Raw genomic sequence first — 20,270 nt, forward strand, 5'->3', positions numbered from 1 at the left:
ATCGGGTGGCCGGGTTTGGCGCGGCGACGGTGCTGAGGGACGATGGGCGGGTGAGTACGACGAGCACGCCCGCCCCGCAGCCGGTCGACCCGGCTGGTCCCGAGGGCTCGACGTCCCCGCGCAAGAGCGCCTACTCCATGGGCTCGATGCCGAACATGCTCCGTTCCCTGCTGGTGATCCTCGGGCTCGTCGGGGTCCTGATCGCCATCGTCCCCCGGGTCAGCAGCGTCGAGCAACCTGCCGTCGACGCCGCCTCGGTCGTCGCGGATGCCGCTCGCCAGTCTGGACTGCCGTTCGAGGCCCCGGTCGGGCTGCCCTCGGGGTGGAAGGCCACGAGCGCGCGCTACGACACGAACACCGACCAGCTCCTGACCTGGCAGGGCGGGTGGACGACGCCCCGGGGCGGCTACGTCGCGATCCGCCAGACGAAGACGGCGAGCCCGAACTGGCTGCGGGTCGCGACAACGAACGGCCAGTCCCAGGGCACGGTCGAGGCGTCGGGCCGCACCTGGCAGAAGCTCTACGACGCGGAGCACGACCGGACCAGCCTGGTCACCCAGCCGAGCCAGCCGGGGACGGGCGTTGTCACGGTCGTGACGGCTACGGCCGGACTGGACGAGGTGTTGCTGTTCACCAACTCCCTCAAGCCCGCTCAGCCCTGAGGCCCGCTCAGCCCTGAGCCGACTCGCGCTCTGCCGCCGGCGCCTCGGTGATCTGCCGCTGGGCGCCGTCGAGCCACGCGGTGCAGTGCTCGGCGAGCGCCTCGCCCCGCCGCCACAGCCGCATGCTCTCCTCGAGCGGGACCTGCCCGCCCTCGAGCCGGGACACGATCGAGGTCAGCTCGTCTCGGGCATCCTCGTAGGACAGCCCGGCCACGTCGGGGAACTCCGCTGACGCCTCGGCGGCCTCCCCCGTGTTCTCGTCGCTCATCCGTGCACCCTCTCCCTGATCATCTCGGCGCACCAGCGTAGGGCGCCGTCGTCTCGCTGCCGCGGCCGACCGTCCGGACCCCGAAGTCGCCGCGGGCCACCCGCACCCTCAACAGGTCGTCGGGGGAGAGGTCGGCCTGATCCATGACGATCCGCCCGTCGGGGTGCTGCACCACGGCATACCCGCGTTCGAGGGTCGACTGGGGCGACAGGGCGCGGACCTGGCTCGCGAGGTGGCCGACCTGGTCGCTCGCGCGGTGCAGCCGGGCGAGGAGCCGCTCGCTGGCTCGTCCGCGCAGGGCGGTGACCTGTTCCTGGTGGCGTCGGACCAGGGCGGTGGGGTCGGCCATGACCGGCCGGGACCGCTGGGCGGCCACCAGCTGCCGCTCGTGGCCGATCCGGTGACGGAGCGCGTGGCGGGCCCGGCCGGCGAGCTGCTCGAGACGGTGGTGCTCCTCGGCGGCGTCGGGGACGACGCGCTTGCCCGCGTCGGTAGGAGTCGAGGCGCGCCAGTCCGCGACGTGGTCGAGCAGGGGGGTGTCGATGTCGTGGCCGATCGCGCTGATGATCGGGGTGACGGCGTTCGCGACGGCCCGCAGGAGGGCCTCGTTGGAGAACGGGAGGAGCTCCTCGGCGGCGCCTCCACCGCGGGCGATGATGATGACGTCGACGGACCGGTCGGCGTCGAGCTCGCGCAGGGCCTCGCTCACCTCGGTGACGGTGTTGGCGCCCTGCACCGCAACCTCACGGACCGCGAACTGCACCGAGGGCCAACGCCGTCGGGCGTTCTCGACGACGTCCTTCTCGGCGGCGCTCGCCCGGCCGGTGATGAGGCCGACCGTGCGGGGGATGAAGGGCAGCGCTCGCTTGCGGTCGTCGTCGAAGAGCCCCTCGGCGGCCAGCCGCTGCTTGAGGATCTCGATCCGGGCGAGGAGGTCACCGACCCCCACGGGGCGGATCTGGCGGGCGTCGAGCGACAGGGTGCCGCGCTTGGTCCAGAACGACGGCTTGGCCTGCAGGACGACGCGAGCGCCCTCGACCATCGGGGTCCCCATGGCTGCGAGGGCGTGCACGGAGATGCTCACCGACAGCGACATGTCGACGTCCGGGTCGCGCAGGACGAGGTATGCGGTGTTGGCCCGCTTGTTGATCTGGACGACCTGGCCCTCGACCCACAGGGCCGACATCTTGTCGACGTAGTCGGCGATCTTCATGCTGAGCACCCGGACCGGCCAGGCCTGCTCGGCCGACGTGTCGGCGGCCTTCTCGGGCAGGGGGGCGGTGCTCACGGCTCGAGTATGCCGTCCCATCCCGACAGTGGCCCCGGCGTCGGCCCGGCGTCGGCGTCAGTCCCGGGACGCGGCCTCGCGCTCCTGCGTGGTGTAGGCCCGCATCGCCGCGGCCGGGTCGAGTGACCGGGCCCGGCGCAGGTCGCTGACCTTCGCCGAGCTCGCAGCCAGCACCTGCTCGACGTTGCCGCGCCCGTAGGTGACGGCGTGCTCCCCCCTCACACCGAGGGCGTGACCGACCTCGATGGCGTCCTGGTCGGCGCCCATGTAGAGGAACTGCCAGGCGTAGGAGGTGCTCTGCTGCTCCACCAGGGCCTTGACGGCCCGGTGGGTCCACTCGCGGCTGGCGTTCTCCAGGCCGTCGGTCATGATCGCCACGACGACGCTGCCCGGCCGCTCGTCCTCCGGGAGCGCGGCCAGGGCGGCGCCCGCCTCGGTGATCATCCGCCCCATGGCGTCGAGCAACGCCGTGCTCCCGCGCGGTTGCAGGCGCAACGGTCCGACATCGGCCACGGGCGTGTCGGCGAAGACGATCTCGTAGTGCTCGTCGAACTGGGCCAGCGTCACGCGGCACTCGCCGACTGCCGACCGCTGCTCCTCGATGAAGGCGGCGAACCCGCCCTCGGTGTCAGTCTTGATCGACTGCATCGACCCGCTGCGGTCGAGCAGGAAGAAGAGATGGGTCAGGTCGTGACGTGACATGGTCGTCCTCTCAGGTGGTGCGGCGCGGCTTGAACCGCAGCGGCTCGCTCGCCGCCCCGGTCCTGGCCGTGCCGCTCTCGTGGTCGTACCGGGCGCGTTGCACGCCCGCTGCGGTGACCCGACCGTCTTCGTTGGCATAGGCCCCCAGGGCGAGGGTCCGGGCCAGTCGGGGACCGACGGCGTTCTCCGACAGTCCGGCGCCCGCCCCGGCCGAGCGCAGTGACGCCCTGCCCGTCAGGACGGCCTGCGCCATCGACTCGTCGATGAGCCGGGTCAGTCGGTCGGCAGCCGCGCGCAGGTGCGGCAGGGCGCTCGCCGGCTCGACGCCGGAGGCGGCGTCGAGGTCGGCGTGGATCGCCCGGAGCTGGTTGTCCTCAGTGCTCGACATCGCTCGAGCATACCGCAGAAAGTGCGGTTACGCAGAAAGTGCGACGGGAGGCCCAGCATACGGGGGGATGAGGTGGCCCGTCTGGGCGCACGTACGATGAGGGCATGTCCCAGTCGTCCGAGGTCCAGCACAAGCGCGTGCTCCTGGCCGCCCCGCGCGGCTACTGCGCCGGCGTCGACCGGGCCGTCATCACCGTGGAGAAGGCGCTCGAGCTCTACGGCCCGCCGGTCTACGTGCGCAAGGAGATCGTCCACAACAGGCACGTCGTGACGACCCTGCAGAAGCGCGGGGCGATCTTCGTCGAGGAGACCGACGAGGTGCCCGAGGGAGCCACCGTGGTCTTCAGCGCCCACGGGGTCGCACCGGTCGTCCACGAGGAGGCAAGGGCACGCAGCCTGAAGACCATCGACGCGACCTGCCCCTTGGTGACGAAGGTCCACCGCGAGGCGGTCCGCTTCGCTGACGACGACTTCGACATCCTCCTCATCGGCCATGAGGGTCACGAGGAGGTCGTCGGCACCTCGGGTGAGGCACCCGAGCACATCACCATCGTCGACAACCCGGACGATGTCGCCAACGTCGAGGTCCGCAACCCGGAGAAGGTCGTCTGGCTCTCCCAGACGACGCTGTCGGTGGACGAGACGATGGAGACGGTGCGCCGACTGCGGGAGAAGTTCCCGCTGTTGCAGGACCCGCCGAGCGACGACATCTGTTATGCCACCCAGAACCGCCAGCTCGCCGTCAAGCAGATGGCCCAGGACTGCGACCTGATGATCGTCGTCGGGTCGCGCAACTCCTCGAACTCGGTGCGGCTCGTCGAGGTGGCCGTCGAGCACGGCGCTCGCGCGGGACACCTCGTCGACTACGCCGACGAGATCGACGAGGCCTGGCTCGAGGGGGTCGCCACCGTGGGGGTGACCTCGGGAGCAAGCGTGCCCGAGCTGCTGGTGAGGGACGTCCTCGCCTTCCTCGCCGAGCGGGGTTACGCCGACGTCGACACCGTCGTGGCGGCCGAGGAGTCGCTCCTCTTCAGCCTGCCCACCGAGCTGCGCCGTGACCTCAAGGCCCGTTCCGGGCAGGAGCCCGCCGAGCTCACGCACGATCCGTCGGGCCGGGCTGCCGAGTCCCTGCACTAGCGCGAGCCCGAGCCGGATCAGCCCGCGGCCAGAGGCGGTAGCCGAGGGCGACCAGTCCGTCGACGACCAGTCCGTCGACGACCAGCAGGGCCGTCCACCACCTCGCGGTGTCGAGGAACTCCCCGGTGCGCGAGGAATCCCCGACGGCAACCACCGCGAGCAGCATGAGGCCCACCCCGACCCCGTATGCCGTGAGGTGGCGCAGCCAGGCCCGGCTGTCGTATGCCGCGCGGCCGGCTCCGTGTCTCGGCTTCGGCGTCGGAGCTGGGCCGCCGGCAAACCGGTGCGCGAACCGCACGTCGGCCCGGCCGAGGAGGTGGTGCCCGAACCCCACCGAGCAGCCCAGGTAGACGCCGGCGAGGGTGTGCGCCACGGTGGGCCGTGCCGCCGCCGCGCAGGTCGAGGACCGTCGCAGTGAGCAGCACGAGGTCCACCAGCGAGGGCGCGGTGCCCGTGCGCCCGGTCGACGAGCTCCACGGTCTGCTCGACGGGCTCTCGCTGCATCTCGCCCTCTATCCGGGGAGACGAGCACGGCCAGAGTCCGTGCGGCGCTGCGCAGCCACCTCGAGAGGGTTGCGGCCGAGACCGCCCCCTGAGCGGTCGACCCGTCCGCTTCACAATGTGAGCAACATCAACTAGAAGTCTTGACAGGGGGGACCCAGCCCAGCACCCTGTTGCACAGGAAGAAGCCCACTGCGCAATGAGCAACAACTGTCATTGCCGCTACCGTTCCTCCGAAGGGTGACGACGTGGCGGAGCTCTACCTCGACGGCGAGTGGCAGGACCCCGTGGCCGGTGGCCGGCGGGAGATCCGTTGCCCCGCCGACGGCTCACTCGTTGCCACGCTCTCCGAGGGGACCCGGGCCGACACCGAGCGGGCGATCAGCGCTGCGCGACGTGCCTTCGACAACGGTCCCTGGCCGCGGACGCCCGAACGCGAGCGCGGCGCACTGCTGACCCGGGCGGCCGACCTGATGGTCCGGGACACGGCGGAGTACGCCCGGGCGGAGGCGCTCGACACCGGCAAGCGGCTCGTCGAGGCCGAGCTCGACATCGACGACGTGGTGCGTTGTCTCCGCCACTACGCCGGGATCGCCGGCACCGACGCCGGACGGGTCATCGACACCGGGGTCGCCGACGCCATCAGCGCGGTGGTGCACGAGCCGGTCGGGGTCTGCGGCCTCATCACCCCGTGGAACTACCCCCTGTTGCAGGTGTCCTGGAAGGTCGCCCCGGCCCTCGTGGCCGGCAACACCTTCATCCTCAAGCCGAGCGAGCTCACCCCGTCGACGGCCGTCCTGCTCATGCGCACGCTCGCGGAGGCGGGGCTCCCCCCGGGGGTCGCCAACCTCGTGCTCGGCACCGGCGCCGAGGTCGGCGCACCGTTGTCCGAGCACCCGGACGTCGACCTGGTGTCCTTCACCGGCGGCCTCGAGACCGGGCGCCAGATCATGGCGAGCGCGGCCCGGACCATCAAGAAGGTCGCCCTCGAGCTGGGGGGCAAGAACCCCAACATCATCTTTGCCGACGCGGACTTCGACGCGGCCGTGGACCACGCCCTCACCGCGGTCTTCCTCCACTCCGGCCAGGTCTGCTCGGCCGGGGCCCGGCTGGTCGTCCAGGAGGAGCTGCACGACCGCTTCGTCGACGAGGTCGTGCGCCGCGCGAAGGGGATCCGGCTCGGTGGCCCCTTCGACGAGCAGGCCGAGACCGGGACGTTGATCTCCCGGGCCCACCTGGACAAGGTCGCGGCATACGTCGAGGGTGGTCTGGCCGAGGGCGCTGTGCTGCGCTGCGGCGGGACGAGGGACACGGAGGGCGACCTCGCGAAGGGCTTCTTCTACCGACCGACCGTGCTCGACGACTGCCTCACGACGATGCGGGTCGTGCAGGAGGAGTCCTTCGGGCCGGTCCTCACGGTCGAGCGCTTCACCGACGAGGCGGACGCGGTCCGGATCGCCAACGACACCACCTTCGGCCTGGCCGGCGCGGTGTGGACCCAGGACGGCGGCAAGGCCCAGCGGGTGGCCGCGCTGCTGCGCCACGGGACGATCTGGATCAACGACTACCACCCCTACGTGCCGCAGGCCGAGTGGGGCGGGTTCAAGCAGTCGGGCGTGGGCCGGGAGCTCGGGCAGGCCGGGCTGCAGGAGTACCGCGAGACCAAGCACATCTGGCAGAACGTGCGGCCTCGAGCCGAGCACTGGTTCCACGCATGAGCACCGACACGGGCGTCGCGCCCGCGACCGAAGGAGATCGGGCCATGGCCGTGCACGCGACACCGGCGGTGGAGCCGGTCATCTCGGTCCGCAACCTCTGGAAGGTCTTCGGCGAGAAGGCGGACGGCGTGCCCGGGTCGACGGAGCTGTCCTCCCTCTCGCGCAAGGAGCTCAAGGAGGCGACCGGATGCGTCGCCGCGGTGTGCGACCTGAGCTTTGACGTCGCGCCCGGCGAGGTGTTCGTCGTCATGGGGCTCTCGGGGTCCGGCAAGTCGACGCTGGTCCGTTGTCTCACGCGGCTGATCGAGCCGACCGCGGGGGAGGTCGTCTTCCAGGGCGAGGACATCCTGAACTGCAACGAGAAGGCCCTGCGCGACCTGCGCCGGCAACGGATCTCGATGGTGTTCCAGCACTTCGGGCTGCTGCCTCACCGTCGCGTCGTCGACAACGTCGCCTACGGCCTCGAGATCCGCGGCACCGCCAAGGCCGAGCGGCTCAGGCGCGCCGCCGAGGTGATCGACCTCGTCGGGCTGACGGGATACGAGCACTCCTTCCCCGACCAGCTGTCCGGGGGGATGCAGCAGCGGGTCGGCCTGGCCCGCGCGCTCGCCGGGGACCCGGACGTCCTGCTCTTCGACGAGCCGTTCTCCGCGCTCGACCCGCTCATCCGGCGCGACATGCAGAACGAGGTCATCCGGCTGCACCACGAGGTCGGCAAGACGATGGTCTTCATCACGCACGATCTCTCCGAGGCGCTGAAGCTGGGCGACCGGATCCTCATCATGCGCGACGGCCGCCTGGTCCAGATCGGGACCGGCGCCGAGCTGGTCGGGGCCCCCGCGGACGACTACGTGCGCGACTTCGTGCGTGAGGTGCCCCGCTCCCACGTCCTGACGCTGCGGTGGATCATGCGTCCGGTCGCCGACGGTGACGACCTCGAGGGCCCGGAGTTCGGCCCGGACGTCATCGTGCGTGACGCCGTGCGAGCGGTGCTCGAGGCCGAACGCCCGATCAAGGTGGTCGCGGACGGCCGCCTGCTGGGCGTCGTCGGCAACGCCGAGATCCTCGCCGTGGTCGCCGGGTCATGACCACGGTCACGGCTGTCCGGGCCGGCATCCGGGTGAGCCGGGGTGTGCTCATCGCGGCGATCCTCGCCGTGTGGGTGGTGGGGTATGCCGTGCTCCGGGGTCGCGACACCCTCGCCCTGGCGACGTCGGACGTCACCGGACTGCACACCCGGCTCAACGACCTCAACGACTCCGTGGGCGCCAACCGCAACACCAACCCGCTGTTCCTCTACTTCTTCAACGAGATCCGGCTGGTGATCGACCAGCTCACGACCTTCATCTCGGGGCTCGTGGCGCAGCCGGCGTTCGGTCGGCCCGTCCCGCTCATCGGGTGGCTCGGCGTGATCGCGCTGCTCGGCTTCGGTGCCTGGGCCCTGGGCAACCTCAAGGTCGCCGCGCTGACCGTCGCCGGCTTCACCTTCATGGGCCTGCAGGGGCTGTGGCGCGAGAGCATGGACACCTTCTCGCTCACCCTGGCAGCGGTCCTCGTGGCGCTGCTGCTCGGTCTCCCCATCGGGATCTGGGCCGGGTTGTCCGACCGGGTCAACCGGCTCGTCACCCCCGTGCTGGACTTCATGCAGACGATGCCGACCTTCGTCTACCTGGCGCCGCTCACCCTCGTCTTCCTGATCGGACCGGCGTCGGCCGTCATCGCGACCCTGATCTACGCCGCGCCCCCGGTGATCAGGATCACCGCACACGGCATCCGGCAGGTGCCCGGGGAGACCCTCGAGGCCGCGGGCTCCCTCGGCGCCACCCGCCTGCAGATGCTGCGCAACGTCATGCTGCCGATGGCCAAGCGCACCATCGTCATCGGCATCAACCAGACGATCATGGCGGCCCTGTCGATGGTCACCATCGCCGCCCTCATCGACGCGCCCGGGCTGGGCCAGGTCGTGCTGCGCTCGCTGCAGTCCCTCGACGTGGGACGCGCGTTCAACGCGGGACTGTCGATCGTCGTCATGGCCATCGTCTTCGACCGGGTCACCACTGCCGCCAGCGTCAGGGTGGAGACCGCCCGGCGCAGTGGCGGCACGCGCGCGGCCAGGGCGCGACGGATGGGCCTCATCGCGGGCGGCCTCGTGACGGCCGTCTGCGTCTACCTCGCCTACACCTTTGTCTGGGCGGCGGAGTTCCCGGCGGACGTCAACCTGGGTGCCCCGATCGCCCAGCTCGCGACGACGGTGACGAACTGGGTGCAGCTGAACCTGAGCGGGGTCACCAACGGCTTCAAGGACGTCACCACCAACGGGTTGCTCAACCCGCTGCAGAGCCTGCTGACCGAGTCCCCCTGGTGGCTCGTGAGCGCTGCGCTCATCGCCCTGGCCGCGGTGGCCGGGCGCGCCCGCGCCGCCCTGACGACCGCGGTGTGCCTGGCCCTGCTCATCGCCACGGGGCTGTGGTCGGACGCCATGGCGACCTTGGCCGCCACGCTGCTCGCGACGGTCCTCGTCATGGCGCTGGGCCTGGTCGTCGGCGTGTGGATGGGGCGCAGCCCGCGGGTCGACCGGGTGATCCGGCCGGTGCTCGACGCCGCCCAGACGATGCCGTCGTTCGTCTACCTCGTCCCGTTCGTGGCGCTCTTCGCCGCCAGCCGGTTCACGGGGATCGCGGCCGCGGTGGTCTATGCCTCACCGGTGGCGATCAAGATCATCGCCGACGGGATCGCCGCCGTGTCACCGACGACCATCGAGGCCGCCACCGCAGCCGGGTCCACCGCGTGGCAGATCATCACCAAGGTCCAGCTGCCGATGTCCCTGCGGACCCTCACGCTGGCCACCAACCAGGGACTCATCTACGTCCTGTCGATGGTCGTGGTCGGCGGGCTCGTCGGAGGGGGGGCGCTCGGCTACGACGTCGTGGCCGGCTTCCGCCAGAACGCCCTCTTCGGCAAGGGTCTCGCCGCCGGACTGGCGATCGTGCTCCTCGGGATCATGCTCGACCGGGTGACCCAGGCGGTGGCCCGGCGAGCCGACGCGCGGACCCACCACGGGCGCCTGTGAGCGCTCATCCGCCGCCCTGGCGCAGCCGGCCCCGAGACCCCCCGAACCCACCCCCGTCATCCGACCGAACCGACCGAACCGACCGAAAGGGCACCACACCATGAGACTCTCCAGGAACGGCAACAGCTCTCGACCCGTGACCGCACTCGTCGCGGCAGGCGTGGCCGTTGCGCTGGCCGCCTGCAGCGGTGCCAAGGTGGGCGAGACCGCCGCGGCTCCCGCATCCGGGGGTCCGTCCGGGGCCACCTGCGGCACGTTCAACCTGGCGGTCAACGCCTGGGTCGGCTATGAGGCCAACGCGGCCGTGATCGCCTACGTGGCGCAGAACAAGCTGGGCTGCAAGGTCGTCAAGAAGAACCTCGACGAGCAGGTGTCGTGGCAGGGCTTCGGCACGGGTGAGGTCGACGCCATCCTCGAGAACTGGGGACACGAGGACCTGGCGAAGAAGTACATCACCGAGCAGAAGGTGGCCCAGGATGCCGGACCGAGCGGCAACATCGGCGCGATCGGCTGGTACGTCACGCCGTCCCTGGCGGCCCAGTACCCCGACATCACGGACCACAACAACCTCAACAAGTACGCGTCGCTCTTCAAGACCTCCGAGTCCGGTGACCAGGGCCAGCTCCTCGACGGTGACCCCGGCTTCGTCACCAACGACGCCGCCCTGGTGAAGAACCTCAACCTCAACTACAAGGTGGTCTACTCCGGTTCGGAGGCGGCGCTGATCACCAGCTTCCGCCAGGCCGAGCAGACCAAGAAGCCGATGATCGGCTACTTCTACTCGCCGCAGTGGTTCCTCTCCGAGGTGCCGCTGGTCAAGGTCAAGCTCCCGGCCTACACCGCGGGGTGCGACGCGGACGCGGCCAAGGTGGCCTGCGACTACCCGGACTACACCCTCAACAAGGTCGTCTCGACGAAGTTCGCGACGTCCGGCAGCCCGGCATACGCGCTGGTCAAGAAGTTCACCTGGACCAACGAGGACCAGAACCTCGTCGCGAAGTACATCGCCCAGGACAAGATGTCCGACGAGGACGCTGCCAAGAAGTGGGTGGAGGCCAACCCTGCCAAGGTCGCGGCCTGGTTGTCCTGACCCGTGCGTGGCAGACGGTCCGGCAGGCCTTGACAGGGGCGGGGCGATCCTCCACGATCGTTGCGTAGAACGCATGATGTTGCGCCAGATGAGACGTTGGAGGTTGGTATGCCGGGTCCGCGCGTGGTCATCATCGGTGCCGGCGTGGTGGGTGCGGCGCTCGTCGACGAGCTGACCCTTCGCGGGTGGGACGACGTGACCATCCTCGAGCAGGGCGAGCTGCCCGCGCCCGGAGGCTCGACCAGCCACGCCCCGGGCCTCGTCTTCCAGGCCAGCGCGTCCAAGACGATGACCGAGCTGGCGCGCTACACCGTCGAGAAGCTCTGCAGCCTCGAGGTCGACGGGCAGCCGTGCTTCCTGCAGGTCGGTGGGCTCGAGGTCGCGACCACCCCCGAGCGGGTCGCGGAGCTGCACCGCAGGGCCGGCTGGCTGAGCGCGTGGGGCGTCGAGTCCCAGCTGCTCGACGCCGCCGAGACCGCCGCGAAGTACCCGCTGCTCGATCCCGCGGTCGTTCTCGGCGGGCTGTTCACCCCGACCGACGGCATCGCCAAGGCCGTCCGCGCCGTGGACGCGCAGACGCGGCGCGCGGCCGAGCGGGGCGCGACGGTCCTGGACCGGCACGAGGTCCTCGACATCACCGTCGTCGACGGCGCCGTTATCGGCGTCGTCACCGACCACGGCGACTTCCCCGCTGACGTCGTCGTCTGCTGCGCCGGCATCTGGGGCCCCGTCATTGCCGCCAAGGTGGGGATGACGCTGCCCCTCACCCCGCTCGGGCACCAGCTCGCCTGGACCTCGGCCGTGCCCGCGCTCGCCGGCCGCGACCGGGAGGCGGTCCTGCCGATCCTGCGCCACCAGGACCAGGACCTGTACTACCGCGAGCGGTTCGACGCCCTCGGCGTCGGCTACTACGGCCACCGTCCGATGCCGATCCGGGCGCAGGACATCGCCCGCACGAACGAGTGCGCGGGCATGCCCTCGGTGATGGAGTTCACCGAGGAGGACTTCGAGCAGGCCTGGGCCCAGACCCAGGTCCTGCTCCCCTCGACCCGCGACGCCAAGGTGGAGGAGGGCATCAACGGCCTCTTCTCCTTCACGACCGACAACATGCCGCTCATCGGGCAGTCGCCGCAGGTCTCGGGATTCTGGGTCGCCGAGGCCGTGTGGGTCACCCACTCGGCCGGGGTCGGCCGGGCGGTCGCCGAGCTGCTGGTGGACGGGCACTGCTCGAGCTTCGACCTGCACGAGTGCGACGTGAACCGGTTCGAGGCCCACCAGCTCTCACCCGACTACGTCCTCACCCGGGACTGCCAGAACTTCGTCGAGGTCTACGACATCCTCCACCCGCTGGAGCCGGCCGAGAGCCTGCGGCCGCTGCGCACCAGCCCGTTCCACCACCGCCAGCAGGAGCTCGGGGCCGTCTTCCTCGAGGCGTCCGGATGGGAGCGACCCCAGTGGTACGAGGCAAATGCGGGGCTCGTCGAAGGTCGCGACATCGCCACGCCGGACGGCTGGGCGGCGCAGCACTGGTCGCCGATCGTCGCCGCCGAGGCCCAGGTCACCCGCGAGGCGGTCGCCCTCTACGACATGACCGCCCTGAAGCGGATCGAGGTCACCGGACGCCACGCCGCGGCATACCTCAACTCGCTCGTCACCGGCAACGTCGACACGTCGGTCGGGTCCGTGACCTACTGCCTCCTGCTCGACGTCGACGGCGGGATCCGCAGTGACGTCACCGTCGCCCGTCTCGCGGCGGACCGCTTCCAGGTCGGCGCGAACGGCAACCTCGATCTCGACTGGTTCACCCGCCACCTTCCCGAGGCCGGCACCGTCCAGGTCCGCGACGCCACCCCGGGCACCTGCTGCATCGGCCTGTGGGGCCCTCGCGCCCGGGACGTCATCGCGCCCCTCACCGGGACCGACTTCAGCCACGAGGCGCTGAAGTACTTCCGCTCGACACCGGCCTTCATCGGCACCGTGCCCGTGACGGCGATGCGCCTGTCCTACGTCGGTGAGCTCGGTTGGGAGCTCTACACCAGCGCTGACCAGGGCGAGCGGCTGTGGGACCTGATCTGGGAGGCGGGGCAGCAGCATGGGGTCATCGCCGCCGGCCGCGGAGCCTTCTCGAGCCTGCGGCTGGAGAAGGGCTACCGCTCCTTCGGCGCCGACATGACCTTCGAGCACGAGCCCTACCAGGCCGGGCTCGGCTTCGCCGTGAAGCTCGACAAGGGCGACTTCATCGGGCGGGAGGCGCTGCTCGCCCGCAGGGACGCGAGCACGTCCGTGCTGACGTGCCTGACCCTCCCGGAGCCCGGCTCCCTCGTCATGGGCAAGGAGCCGGTCTACGCCGGCGACGCCTGCGTCGGCTACGTCACGAGCGCGGGCTACGGGTACACCATCGGCACGGGCATCGCGTATGCGTGGCTGCCGAGCGCGCTGTCCACGGCGGGCACCCATGTGCAGATCGGATACTTCGACCAGCGGATCGACGCCGTCGTCACGGCTGAGCCCCTGTTCGACCCCGGCATGACCAGGCTGCGCAGCTGATGGCTGCGGACACAAAGGCAGCCAACACCACGCCGCCTCGCCCGGCGGACGACGGCAACACCCCCGAGCACCCGGCCTTCCTCTGGCGCAACACCGAGCCCAAGAAGCACTATGACGCCATCATCATCGGCGGCGGCGGTCACGGCCTGGCCACGGCCTACTACCTCGCCAGGAACCACGGCATCACGAACGTCGCGGTCCTGGAGAAGGGCTGGCTCGCCGGCGGCAACATGGCCCGGAACACCACCATCATCCGCAGCAACTACCTCTGGGACGAGAGCGCCGGGATCTACGAGCACTCGCTCAAGCTGTGGGAGACCCTCGAGGAGGACCTCGACTATCCCATCCTCTTCAGCCAGCGCGGTGTGCTCAACCTGGCGCACTCCCTGCAGGACGTGCGGGACAGCGTCCGCCGGGTGAACGCCAACAGGCTCAACGGGATCGACGCCGAGTGGGTGGACGCGCGCCAGGTCAAGGAGCTCTGCCCGATCGTCAACATCTCCCAGGACGTGCGCTACCCGGTGCTCGGCGCGACCTACCAGCCCCGGGCCGGCATCGCGAAGCACGACTACGTCGCGTGGGGCTATGCCCGCGCCGCGGACGCGATGGGCGTCGACCTGATCCAGGACTGTGAGGTCACCGGCATCGACACCTCAGGGGGCCGCGTCACCGGCGTCCAGACCACCAGGGGCCGCATCCGGGGCGACACGGTGGCGCTGTGCGCGGCGGGCCACACCTCGGTGCTGGCCAAGATGGTCGACCTGGAGCTGCCGCTCCAGAGCCATCCGCTGCAGGCGCTGGTGTCGGAGCTCCTGGAGCCCGTGCACCCCACCGTGGTGATGTCCAACGCCGTCCACGTCTACGTCTCGCAGGCCCACAAGGGCGAGCTCGTCATGGGAGCGGGCATCGACGCCTACAACGGCTATGGCCAACGGGGTGCCTTCCACATCATCGAACGTCAGATGGCGGCGGCCCTGGAGCTGTTCCCCGTCTTCGCCCGGGCCCACCTGCTGCGGACCTGGGCCGGCATCGTCGACACGACACCAGACGCCTCCCCGATCGTCGGCCTCACGGACGTCGAGGGCCTCTACGTCAACTGCGGGTGGGGCACCGGGGGGTTCAAGGCCACCCCGGGCGTCGGGTGGTGTCTTGCCGACACCCTCGCCCACGGCAAGCCCCACGAGCTGATCGAGGCCTTCACCTTCCAGCGGTTCACGACCGGGGCGCTCGTCGACGAGCACGGCGCCGCCGCCGTGGCGCACTGATCACCAGGCACAGACCAGACCAAACCACAGACCGCAGAGCGCAGACCTGGAGTGAGTCGATGCAGCTGATCCCGTGCCCCTGGTGTGGGCCCCGCGACGAGGTGGAGTACCACTACGGAGGCCAGGCCCACGTGCCCTATCCCGAGGACCCGCAGGCCCTGGACGACGAGGAGTGGGCTCGCTACGTCTTCTTCCGCGACAACCCCAAGGGCGCCTTCGCCGAACGCTGGTGCCACTCGGCCGGGTGCCGTCGCTGGTTCAACGCGGTGCGGGACACCTCGACCCACCAGCTGCTGGCGATCTATCGCGTCGGCGACCCGAAGCCGGTCATCACGTGAGCACCCCGATGCGCACGGCTGCAGGGGGCCGGGTCGAGCGTGACGTCGAGCTGTCCTTCACCTTCGACGGGGTGACCCACACCGGGCACCAGGGGGACACGCTGGCCTCGGCCCTGCTCGCCAACGGGGTGCACGAGGTGTCGAGCAGCATCCGTCACGGTCGCCCGCGCGGGATCATGGCGGCCGGCGCCGAGGACCCCAATGCGTTGGTGCAGATGGAGGTTCCCTTCCCGGAGCCAATGCTCACGGCCACGACCATCGAGCTCTTCGACGGCCTCGTCGCCCGCGGTCTCCCCGGCAGGGGCCGGCTGGCCACCGAGCCGGACCCGGCCCGCTACGACGCGATGCACGCGCACTGCGACGTCCTCGTGGTCGGTGCCGGACCGGCCGGGCTGGCGGCTGCCCTCGTCGCCGCCCGCTCCGGCTCCCGAGTGGTGCTGCTGGACGACCAGCCCGAAGCGGGCGGCTCCCTCCTCGGCAGCGTCGACCTCATCGACGGACGTCCCGCGCTGGAGTGGGTCGCGCTGGCGCTGGCGGAGCTGGCCAGCCTCCCCGAGGTCCGCGTCCTGAGGCGGACCACCGCGTTCGGCTTCTATGACGACGGCTTCGTCCTGGCGATCGAGCGACGCACCGACCACCTGGGCCTCAGGGCCCCGGACCACGTTTCACGCCAACGGATCTGGCGGCTGCGTGCCCGCGAGGTCGTGCTGGCCACCGGGGCCCACGAGCGTCCGGTCGTGTTCACGGACAACGACCGCCCCGGCATCATGCTCGCCGGCAGCGCCCGCACCTACCTGCACCGCTTCGGCGTCCTCGTCGGAGAGCGCGCCGTGGTCTTCACCACCAACGACAGCGCCTACGGCGCCGCCGTGGAGCTGTCCGACGCGGGTGTGGAGGTGGCGGCCGTCGTCGACGCCCGACCCGTCGCGCCCACCCACTGGGTCCAGCAGTGCGAGCGGCGTGGCATCGAGGTGCGCGAGGGGCACGTGGTCACCGGCACGAGCGGCAACAGACGGGTCAGCCGGGCCCATGTCGCGCGCATGGTCGACGGCGCCCTCGGACCACGGACGGGGCTCGGCTGTGACGTGCTGCTCGTCTCCGGCGGGTGGAACCCGGCGGTCCACCTCTACAGCCAGGCCCGGGGACGACTGACCTACGATGACGCCATCGGCGCGTTCCTGCCCGGAGCGCAGGTCAGGGGAGTCGGTGTCGCGGGCGCCGCAGCAGGGCGGTTCAGCCTGGGGGAGTGCCTGGCCGACGGCGCCGACGCGGGCTCGCGGGCCCTGGCGGCCCTGGGGCTCGACACGCCGCAGTCGGGCACCGTCCACGAGACCGAGTCGGTCCCGCTCGAGGCGTCGCTGACCCTGTGGTCCGTGCCGGACCCGTCCGAGGTCGACCGGGGGGCGCGGCAGTTCGTCGACCTGCAGCGCGACGCCACGGTGGCCGACATCCTGCGCGCCACCAGCGCCGGGCTGCGCTCGGTGGAGCACGTGAAGCGCTACACCACCATCGGCACCGCCCACGACCAGGGCAAGACCTCGGGGATCATCACGTCCGGGATCGTCGCGGACCGCCTCGGGGTCGAGATCGGCGACCTGGGCACGACGACGTTCCGTCCGCCCTACACGCCGGTCTCGTTCGTGGCGCTCGCCGGCCGTGACCGGGGGCACCTGCACGACCCGGAGCGGGTCACCCCCCTGCACCGCTCGCACGAGGACGCGGGGGCCCTGTTCGAGGACGTCGGGCAGTGGAAGCGGCCGTGGTTCTTCCCGCTGACCGGAGAGGACCAAGAGACGGCCGTGCTGCGCGAGTGCGCAGCCGCCCGGCAGGGGGTGGCGATGATGGATGCCTCGACGCTGGGCAAGATCGAGGCGTCCGGCTCCGGTGCCGCAGAGTTCCTCGACCTCGTCTACACCAACCTCATGAGCAGCCTCAAGGTGGGCTCGGTGCGCTACGGCGTGATGTGTGGGGTGGACGGGATGGCCATCGACGACGGCACCGTCATGCGTCTCTCCGCGGACCGGTTCGTGCTCACGACGACGACCGGCAACGCGGCCACCGTCCTCGACTGGATGGAGGAGTGGCTGCAGACCGAGTGGCCCCACCTCGCCGTCCGGCTCACCAGCGTCACCGAGCAGTGGGCCACCGTGGCCCTCGTCGGGCCCCGGTCACGCGAGGTCCTGTCCCGGGTGGCGCCCGACCTGGCCGTCGAGAACGACGCGTTCCCGTTCATGACCTGGCGCGACGCGGTGGTGGCCGGGCTGGCGGCCCGCGTCTGCCGGATCAGCTTCTCGGGCGAGCTCGCCTTCGAGATCAACGTCAGCGGCTGGGACGCCGTGAGTCTCTGGGAGGCCCTGCACGTGGCGGGGTCGGACTTCGGCATCACCCCGTATGGCACGCAGGCCATGCACGTGCTGCGAGCGGAGAAGGGCTACCCGATCATCGGGCAGGACACCGACGGCACGGTGACCCCCCACGATCTCGGCATGGCATGGGTCGTCTCGAAGAAGAAGGCCGACTTCATCGGCAAGCGCTCCTTCGCCCGCGCCGACAACAACCGGCCCGACCGCAAGCACCTCGTCGGCCTGCTGCCCGTCCAGCGGGACGTGCTGCTGCCCGAGGGGTCGCAGCTGATCCAGACCGCCGAGCTGCCGGAGCCCCCCGTCCCGATGCTCGGCCACGTGACCTCCAGCTATCGCAGCGTTGCCCTCGAGGGGACCTTCGCGCTGGCCCTGGTCAAGGGGGGACGCGACCGGATCGGTGACACCCTCTACGTGCCGATGGGCGAGCAGGTGGTGGCCGTGACGGTCGCCGAACCCGTGCTCTACGACCCCGAGGGGACCCGCCGTGACGGCTGACACGAGGCGGCGGAGCCCGCTCGGGCACCGGGCCGCCGAGCTGGCCGCGAACCCGACCGGCGTGGGACTGCGTGAGGTGCCGTTCCTCACCCAGCTCGACCTGCGCGTTGACCCGGTCGGGCCCGCCGCCGGCGCCGTGGCGCAGCTCCTCGGGGCTCCCCTCCCGACGGAGCCGAACACCGCCGTCCGCTCGGGCGAGCTGACGACGATGTGGCTGGGACCGGACGAGTTCCTCGTGGTCGCCCCCGCCGATCCCACGGATGTGCGCGCCACGGGCTTCGCGACAGCTCTCGGGACCGACCTGCTCCACGCGGTCGAGGGCGAGAACGGCGCCGTCGTGGACGTCTCGGCGCACCGGACCACCATCGAGCTGTCCGGGGACCGGGTCCTCGACGTCCTCGCCAAGGGCTGCTCGCTGGACCTGCACCCGAGCGTCTTCACCGTCGGTCGGTGCGAGCAGGTCCTCCTGGGCCTGGCCCCGGTGCTGCTGCTCGCCCGCGGTGGCGAGCGCCCGGCATACCTCCTGCTCGTGCGGTCCTCGTTCGCGACCTACGTCGCCGACTGGCTGCTCGACGCGAGCCTGGAGTATGCCGGGAGCGACGACTGAGCGACGCCGCCCCTCAGGTGGTGCTCGGGGCCTGCCGCTGGTGGCGGTAGAACTCGACCTCGGCCGGGGGCAGCGGGGTCCTGCCGAGGATGAGGTCGGCGGCCTTCTCGGCCACCATCATCACGGGGGCGTAGATGTTGCCGTTCGTGACGTAGGGCATCACCGAGGCGTCGACGACCTTGAGGTTCTCCAGCCCGTGCACGCCCATCGTCAGTGGGTCGACGACGGACATCTCGTCGAGCCCCATCTTGAGGGTGCACGAGGGGTGCAGCGCGGTCTCGCCGTCCTTGCGCACCCAGTCCAGGATCTGCTCGTCGGTCTCGACCTCGGGACCGGGGGAGACCTCGCCGGCGTTGAACGGCTCGAAGGCCGGCTGGTTGAGGATGTGCCTGGCCACCCGCACCGACTCGACCCACTCCCGGCGGTCCTGGTCGGTGGAGAGGTAGTTGAAGCGCAGGAACGGGTGCTCCAGCGGGTCGTTGCTGCGGATCTTCACCGAGCCGATGGCGTCGGAGTACATCGGCCCGACGTGCACCTGATATCCCTCGCCGCCCTCGGGAGCGGACCCGTCGTAACGCACGGCGATCGGGAGGAAGTGGAACATGAGGTTGGGGTAGGTGACGTCCTCGTTGGAGCGCACGAACGCCCCACCCTCGAAGTGGTTCGTCGCGCCGGGACCGCGGCGCAGGAAGAGCCAGTTGGCCCCGATCCACGGCTTGTAGACGTGCTTGAGGTACTTCTGCATCGTCACCTTCTGCCTGCAGGCGTACTGGATGTAGACCTCGAGGTGGTCCTGCAGGTTCTCCCCGACACCGGGTAGGTCGTGCACCACGTCGATCCCGAGCGCCGTCAGCTCGCCCGCGTTGCCCACGCCCGACAGCTGGAGCAGCTGGGGGGAGTTGATCGCGCCGCCGCACAGCACCACGGTCCCGGCGCGGACCTGCTGGGTCGTGCCCCGGCGGCCGAGACCGCCGCGGCGGCTGCGGCGGTACTCCACGCCCACGGCGGCCTTACCCTCGAAGAGGATCTTCGTCGCCATGGCCCCGGTGAGCACGGTGAGGTTGGGACGGCCCATCACCGGGTGGAGATAGGCCCGGGCGGCCGAGAGCCGGCGGCCGCGTCGGATGTTGCGGTCGAAGGCGGCAAAGCCCTCCTGCCGGTAGCCGTTGACGTCGTCGGTGCGGGCATAGCCGGCCTGCTCCCCGGCCCGGAAGAACGCCCGGAACAACGGGTTCGTCGCGGGACCGCGCTCAAGTGCCAACGGGCCGTCGTGCCCGCGGAAGACGTCGTCCGCGTCGGAGGCGAGGCAGCTCTCCATCCGGTTGAAGTAGGGCAGGCAGTGGGCGTAGTCCCACGTCTGCATCCCCGGGTCGGCGGCCCAGCGCTCGTAGTCGAGCGGGTTGCCGCGCTGGAAGATCATCCCGTTGATGCTGCTCGACCCGCCCAGGACCTTGCCGCGGGCGTGATAGATCCGCCGGCCGTTCAGGTGGGGCTCGGGCTCGGAGCGGTACCTCCAGTCGTAGAACCGGCTGCCGATGGGGAAGGGCAGCGCCGCCGGCATGTGGATGAACACGTCCCAGAGGGAGTCGTTGCGGCCGGCTTCGAGGACGAGCACCGAGTGGGCCGGGTCCGCGGACAGCCGGTTCGCGAGGGCGCACCCGGCCGAGCCGCCGCCGACGATGACGAAGTCGTATGCCGTGGCCATCGGGGGCGAGGTCATGGGCTTCCTCCACACAGTCGGGCGCCGGGTGCGGGGCAGCACCCCCGGGGCACCAGTCTAGGGCGTCGTCCCAGATTGCGCACCAGGTCGCACGATCCGCAACAGAGCTCCG

The 20,270-nt window shown here is 70.8% G+C and carries 17 protein-coding genes; 11 read left to right on the forward strand and 6 right to left on the reverse strand.

The window, feature by feature from the left end; genetic code table 11:
* Window positions 1–50: 50 nt before the first annotated feature.
* On the forward strand, window positions 51–662 hold the full coding sequence (locus ACLL9L_RS10675) for a DUF4245 domain-containing protein (RefSeq protein ID WP_411284634.1): 612 nt from the start codon (window positions 51–53) through the stop codon (window positions 660–662).
* Window positions 663–669: 7 nt separating this feature from the next.
* Here ACLL9L_RS10675 and ACLL9L_RS10680 read toward each other — a convergent pair whose 3' ends face one another.
* From ACLL9L_RS10680 to ACLL9L_RS10695, 4 genes are read right to left on the reverse strand one after another with little or no spacing between them, the layout of a single operon-like run.
* Entirely contained in the window at window positions 670–930 is a 261-nt protein-coding gene (locus tag ACLL9L_RS10680; RefSeq protein WP_411284635.1) for an exodeoxyribonuclease VII small subunit, read from the reverse strand.
* Between the two features lie 19 nt (window positions 931–949).
* Window positions 950–2,239: an exodeoxyribonuclease VII large subunit gene (xseA, locus tag ACLL9L_RS10685; RefSeq protein ID WP_411284636.1), complete on the reverse strand. Its 1,290-nt coding sequence runs from the start codon at window positions 2,237–2,239 to the stop codon at window positions 950–952.
* A 36-nt stretch (window positions 2,240–2,275) separates the two neighbouring features.
* The gene (locus ACLL9L_RS10690) at window positions 2,276–2,920 is read right to left on the reverse strand and encodes a vWA domain-containing protein (RefSeq protein WP_411284637.1); all 645 of its coding nucleotides are present in this window, start codon (window positions 2,918–2,920) and stop codon (window positions 2,276–2,278) included.
* 10 nt (window positions 2,921–2,930) lie between these two features.
* Window positions 2,931–3,308 carry a hypothetical protein gene (locus tag ACLL9L_RS10695; RefSeq protein ID WP_411284638.1) on the reverse strand — a complete coding sequence of 126 codons (378 nt, stop codon included), beginning with the start codon at window positions 3,306–3,308 and terminating at the stop codon, window positions 2,931–2,933.
* Window positions 3,309–3,412: 104 nt separating this feature from the next.
* Between ACLL9L_RS10695 and ACLL9L_RS10700 the strand changes: the two genes are divergently transcribed.
* Window positions 3,413–4,444, forward strand: a complete 1,032-nt coding sequence (locus tag ACLL9L_RS10700) for a 4-hydroxy-3-methylbut-2-enyl diphosphate reductase (RefSeq protein ID WP_411284639.1) — start codon at window positions 3,413–3,415, stop codon at window positions 4,442–4,444.
* On the opposite strand, the gene ACLL9L_RS10705 is transcribed toward ACLL9L_RS10700, so the two are convergent.
* Window positions 4,401–4,817 carry a hypothetical protein gene (locus tag ACLL9L_RS10705; RefSeq protein WP_411284640.1) on the reverse strand — a complete coding sequence of 139 codons (417 nt, stop codon included), beginning with the start codon at window positions 4,815–4,817 and terminating at the stop codon, window positions 4,401–4,403. The two genes, ACLL9L_RS10700 and ACLL9L_RS10705, sit on opposite strands and share 44 nt — an antisense overlap.
* A gap of 376 nt (window positions 4,818–5,193) precedes the next feature.
* Between ACLL9L_RS10705 and ACLL9L_RS10710 the strand changes: the two genes are divergently transcribed.
* The 9 genes from ACLL9L_RS10710 (at window position 5,194) to ACLL9L_RS10750 (ending at window position 18,438) form a co-directional block, all read left to right on the forward strand.
* Window positions 5,194–6,663: an aldehyde dehydrogenase family protein gene (locus ACLL9L_RS10710; protein WP_411284641.1), complete on the forward strand. Its 1,470-nt coding sequence runs from the start codon at window positions 5,194–5,196 to the stop codon at window positions 6,661–6,663.
* Window positions 6,660–7,751 (forward strand): quaternary amine ABC transporter ATP-binding protein, encoded by a 1,092-nt coding sequence (locus ACLL9L_RS10715; protein ID WP_411284642.1) that lies wholly within the window; start codon window positions 6,660–6,662, stop codon window positions 7,749–7,751. Before ACLL9L_RS10710 ends, ACLL9L_RS10715 begins: the two co-directional genes overlap by 4 nt.
* Complete coding sequence (locus tag ACLL9L_RS10720) at window positions 7,748–9,733, forward strand: ABC transporter permease (RefSeq protein WP_411284643.1); 1,986 nt, start codon at window positions 7,748–7,750, stop codon at window positions 9,731–9,733. The genes ACLL9L_RS10715 and ACLL9L_RS10720 overlap by 4 nt, the downstream gene beginning before the upstream one ends.
* Window positions 9,734–9,833: 100 nt before the next feature.
* Complete coding sequence (locus tag ACLL9L_RS10725; RefSeq protein WP_411284644.1) at window positions 9,834–10,823, forward strand: ABC transporter substrate-binding protein; 990 nt, start codon at window positions 9,834–9,836, stop codon at window positions 10,821–10,823.
* A gap of 108 nt (window positions 10,824–10,931) precedes the next feature.
* Entirely contained in the window at window positions 10,932–13,370 is a 2,439-nt protein-coding gene (locus ACLL9L_RS10730; protein WP_411284645.1) for a GcvT family protein, read from the forward strand.
* A complete protein-coding gene (locus ACLL9L_RS10735; protein WP_411284646.1) occupies window positions 13,370–14,635 on the forward strand; it encodes a sarcosine oxidase subunit beta family protein in 1,266 nt (421 codons plus the stop codon). The genes ACLL9L_RS10730 and ACLL9L_RS10735 overlap by 1 nt, the downstream gene beginning before the upstream one ends.
* Before the next feature lie 59 nt (window positions 14,636–14,694).
* The gene (locus tag ACLL9L_RS10740) at window positions 14,695–14,973 is read left to right on the forward strand and encodes a sarcosine oxidase subunit delta (RefSeq protein WP_411284647.1); all 279 of its coding nucleotides are present in this window, start codon (window positions 14,695–14,697) and stop codon (window positions 14,971–14,973) included.
* An 8-nt stretch (window positions 14,974–14,981) separates the two neighbouring features.
* Window positions 14,982–17,831, forward strand: coding sequence for a 2Fe-2S iron-sulfur cluster-binding protein (locus ACLL9L_RS10745; RefSeq protein ID WP_411284667.1), 2,850 nt, complete (start codon window positions 14,982–14,984; stop codon window positions 17,829–17,831).
* A complete protein-coding gene (locus ACLL9L_RS10750; protein ID WP_411284648.1) occupies window positions 17,821–18,438 on the forward strand; it encodes a sarcosine oxidase subunit gamma in 618 nt (205 codons plus the stop codon). The genes ACLL9L_RS10745 and ACLL9L_RS10750 overlap by 11 nt, the downstream gene beginning before the upstream one ends.
* 13 nt (window positions 18,439–18,451) lie before the next feature.
* Here the strand turns inward: ACLL9L_RS10750 and betA are convergent, their stop codons facing one another.
* A complete protein-coding gene (betA, locus tag ACLL9L_RS10755; protein WP_411284668.1) occupies window positions 18,452–20,143 on the reverse strand; it encodes a choline dehydrogenase in 1,692 nt (563 codons plus the stop codon).
* Between the last annotated feature and the right edge of the window lie 127 nt (window positions 20,144–20,270).

This window comes from Lapillicoccus sp. (genome assembly GCF_046595215.1).
In the GTDB taxonomy this organism is placed as follows: domain Bacteria; phylum Actinomycetota; class Actinomycetes; order Actinomycetales; family Dermatophilaceae; genus Lapillicoccus.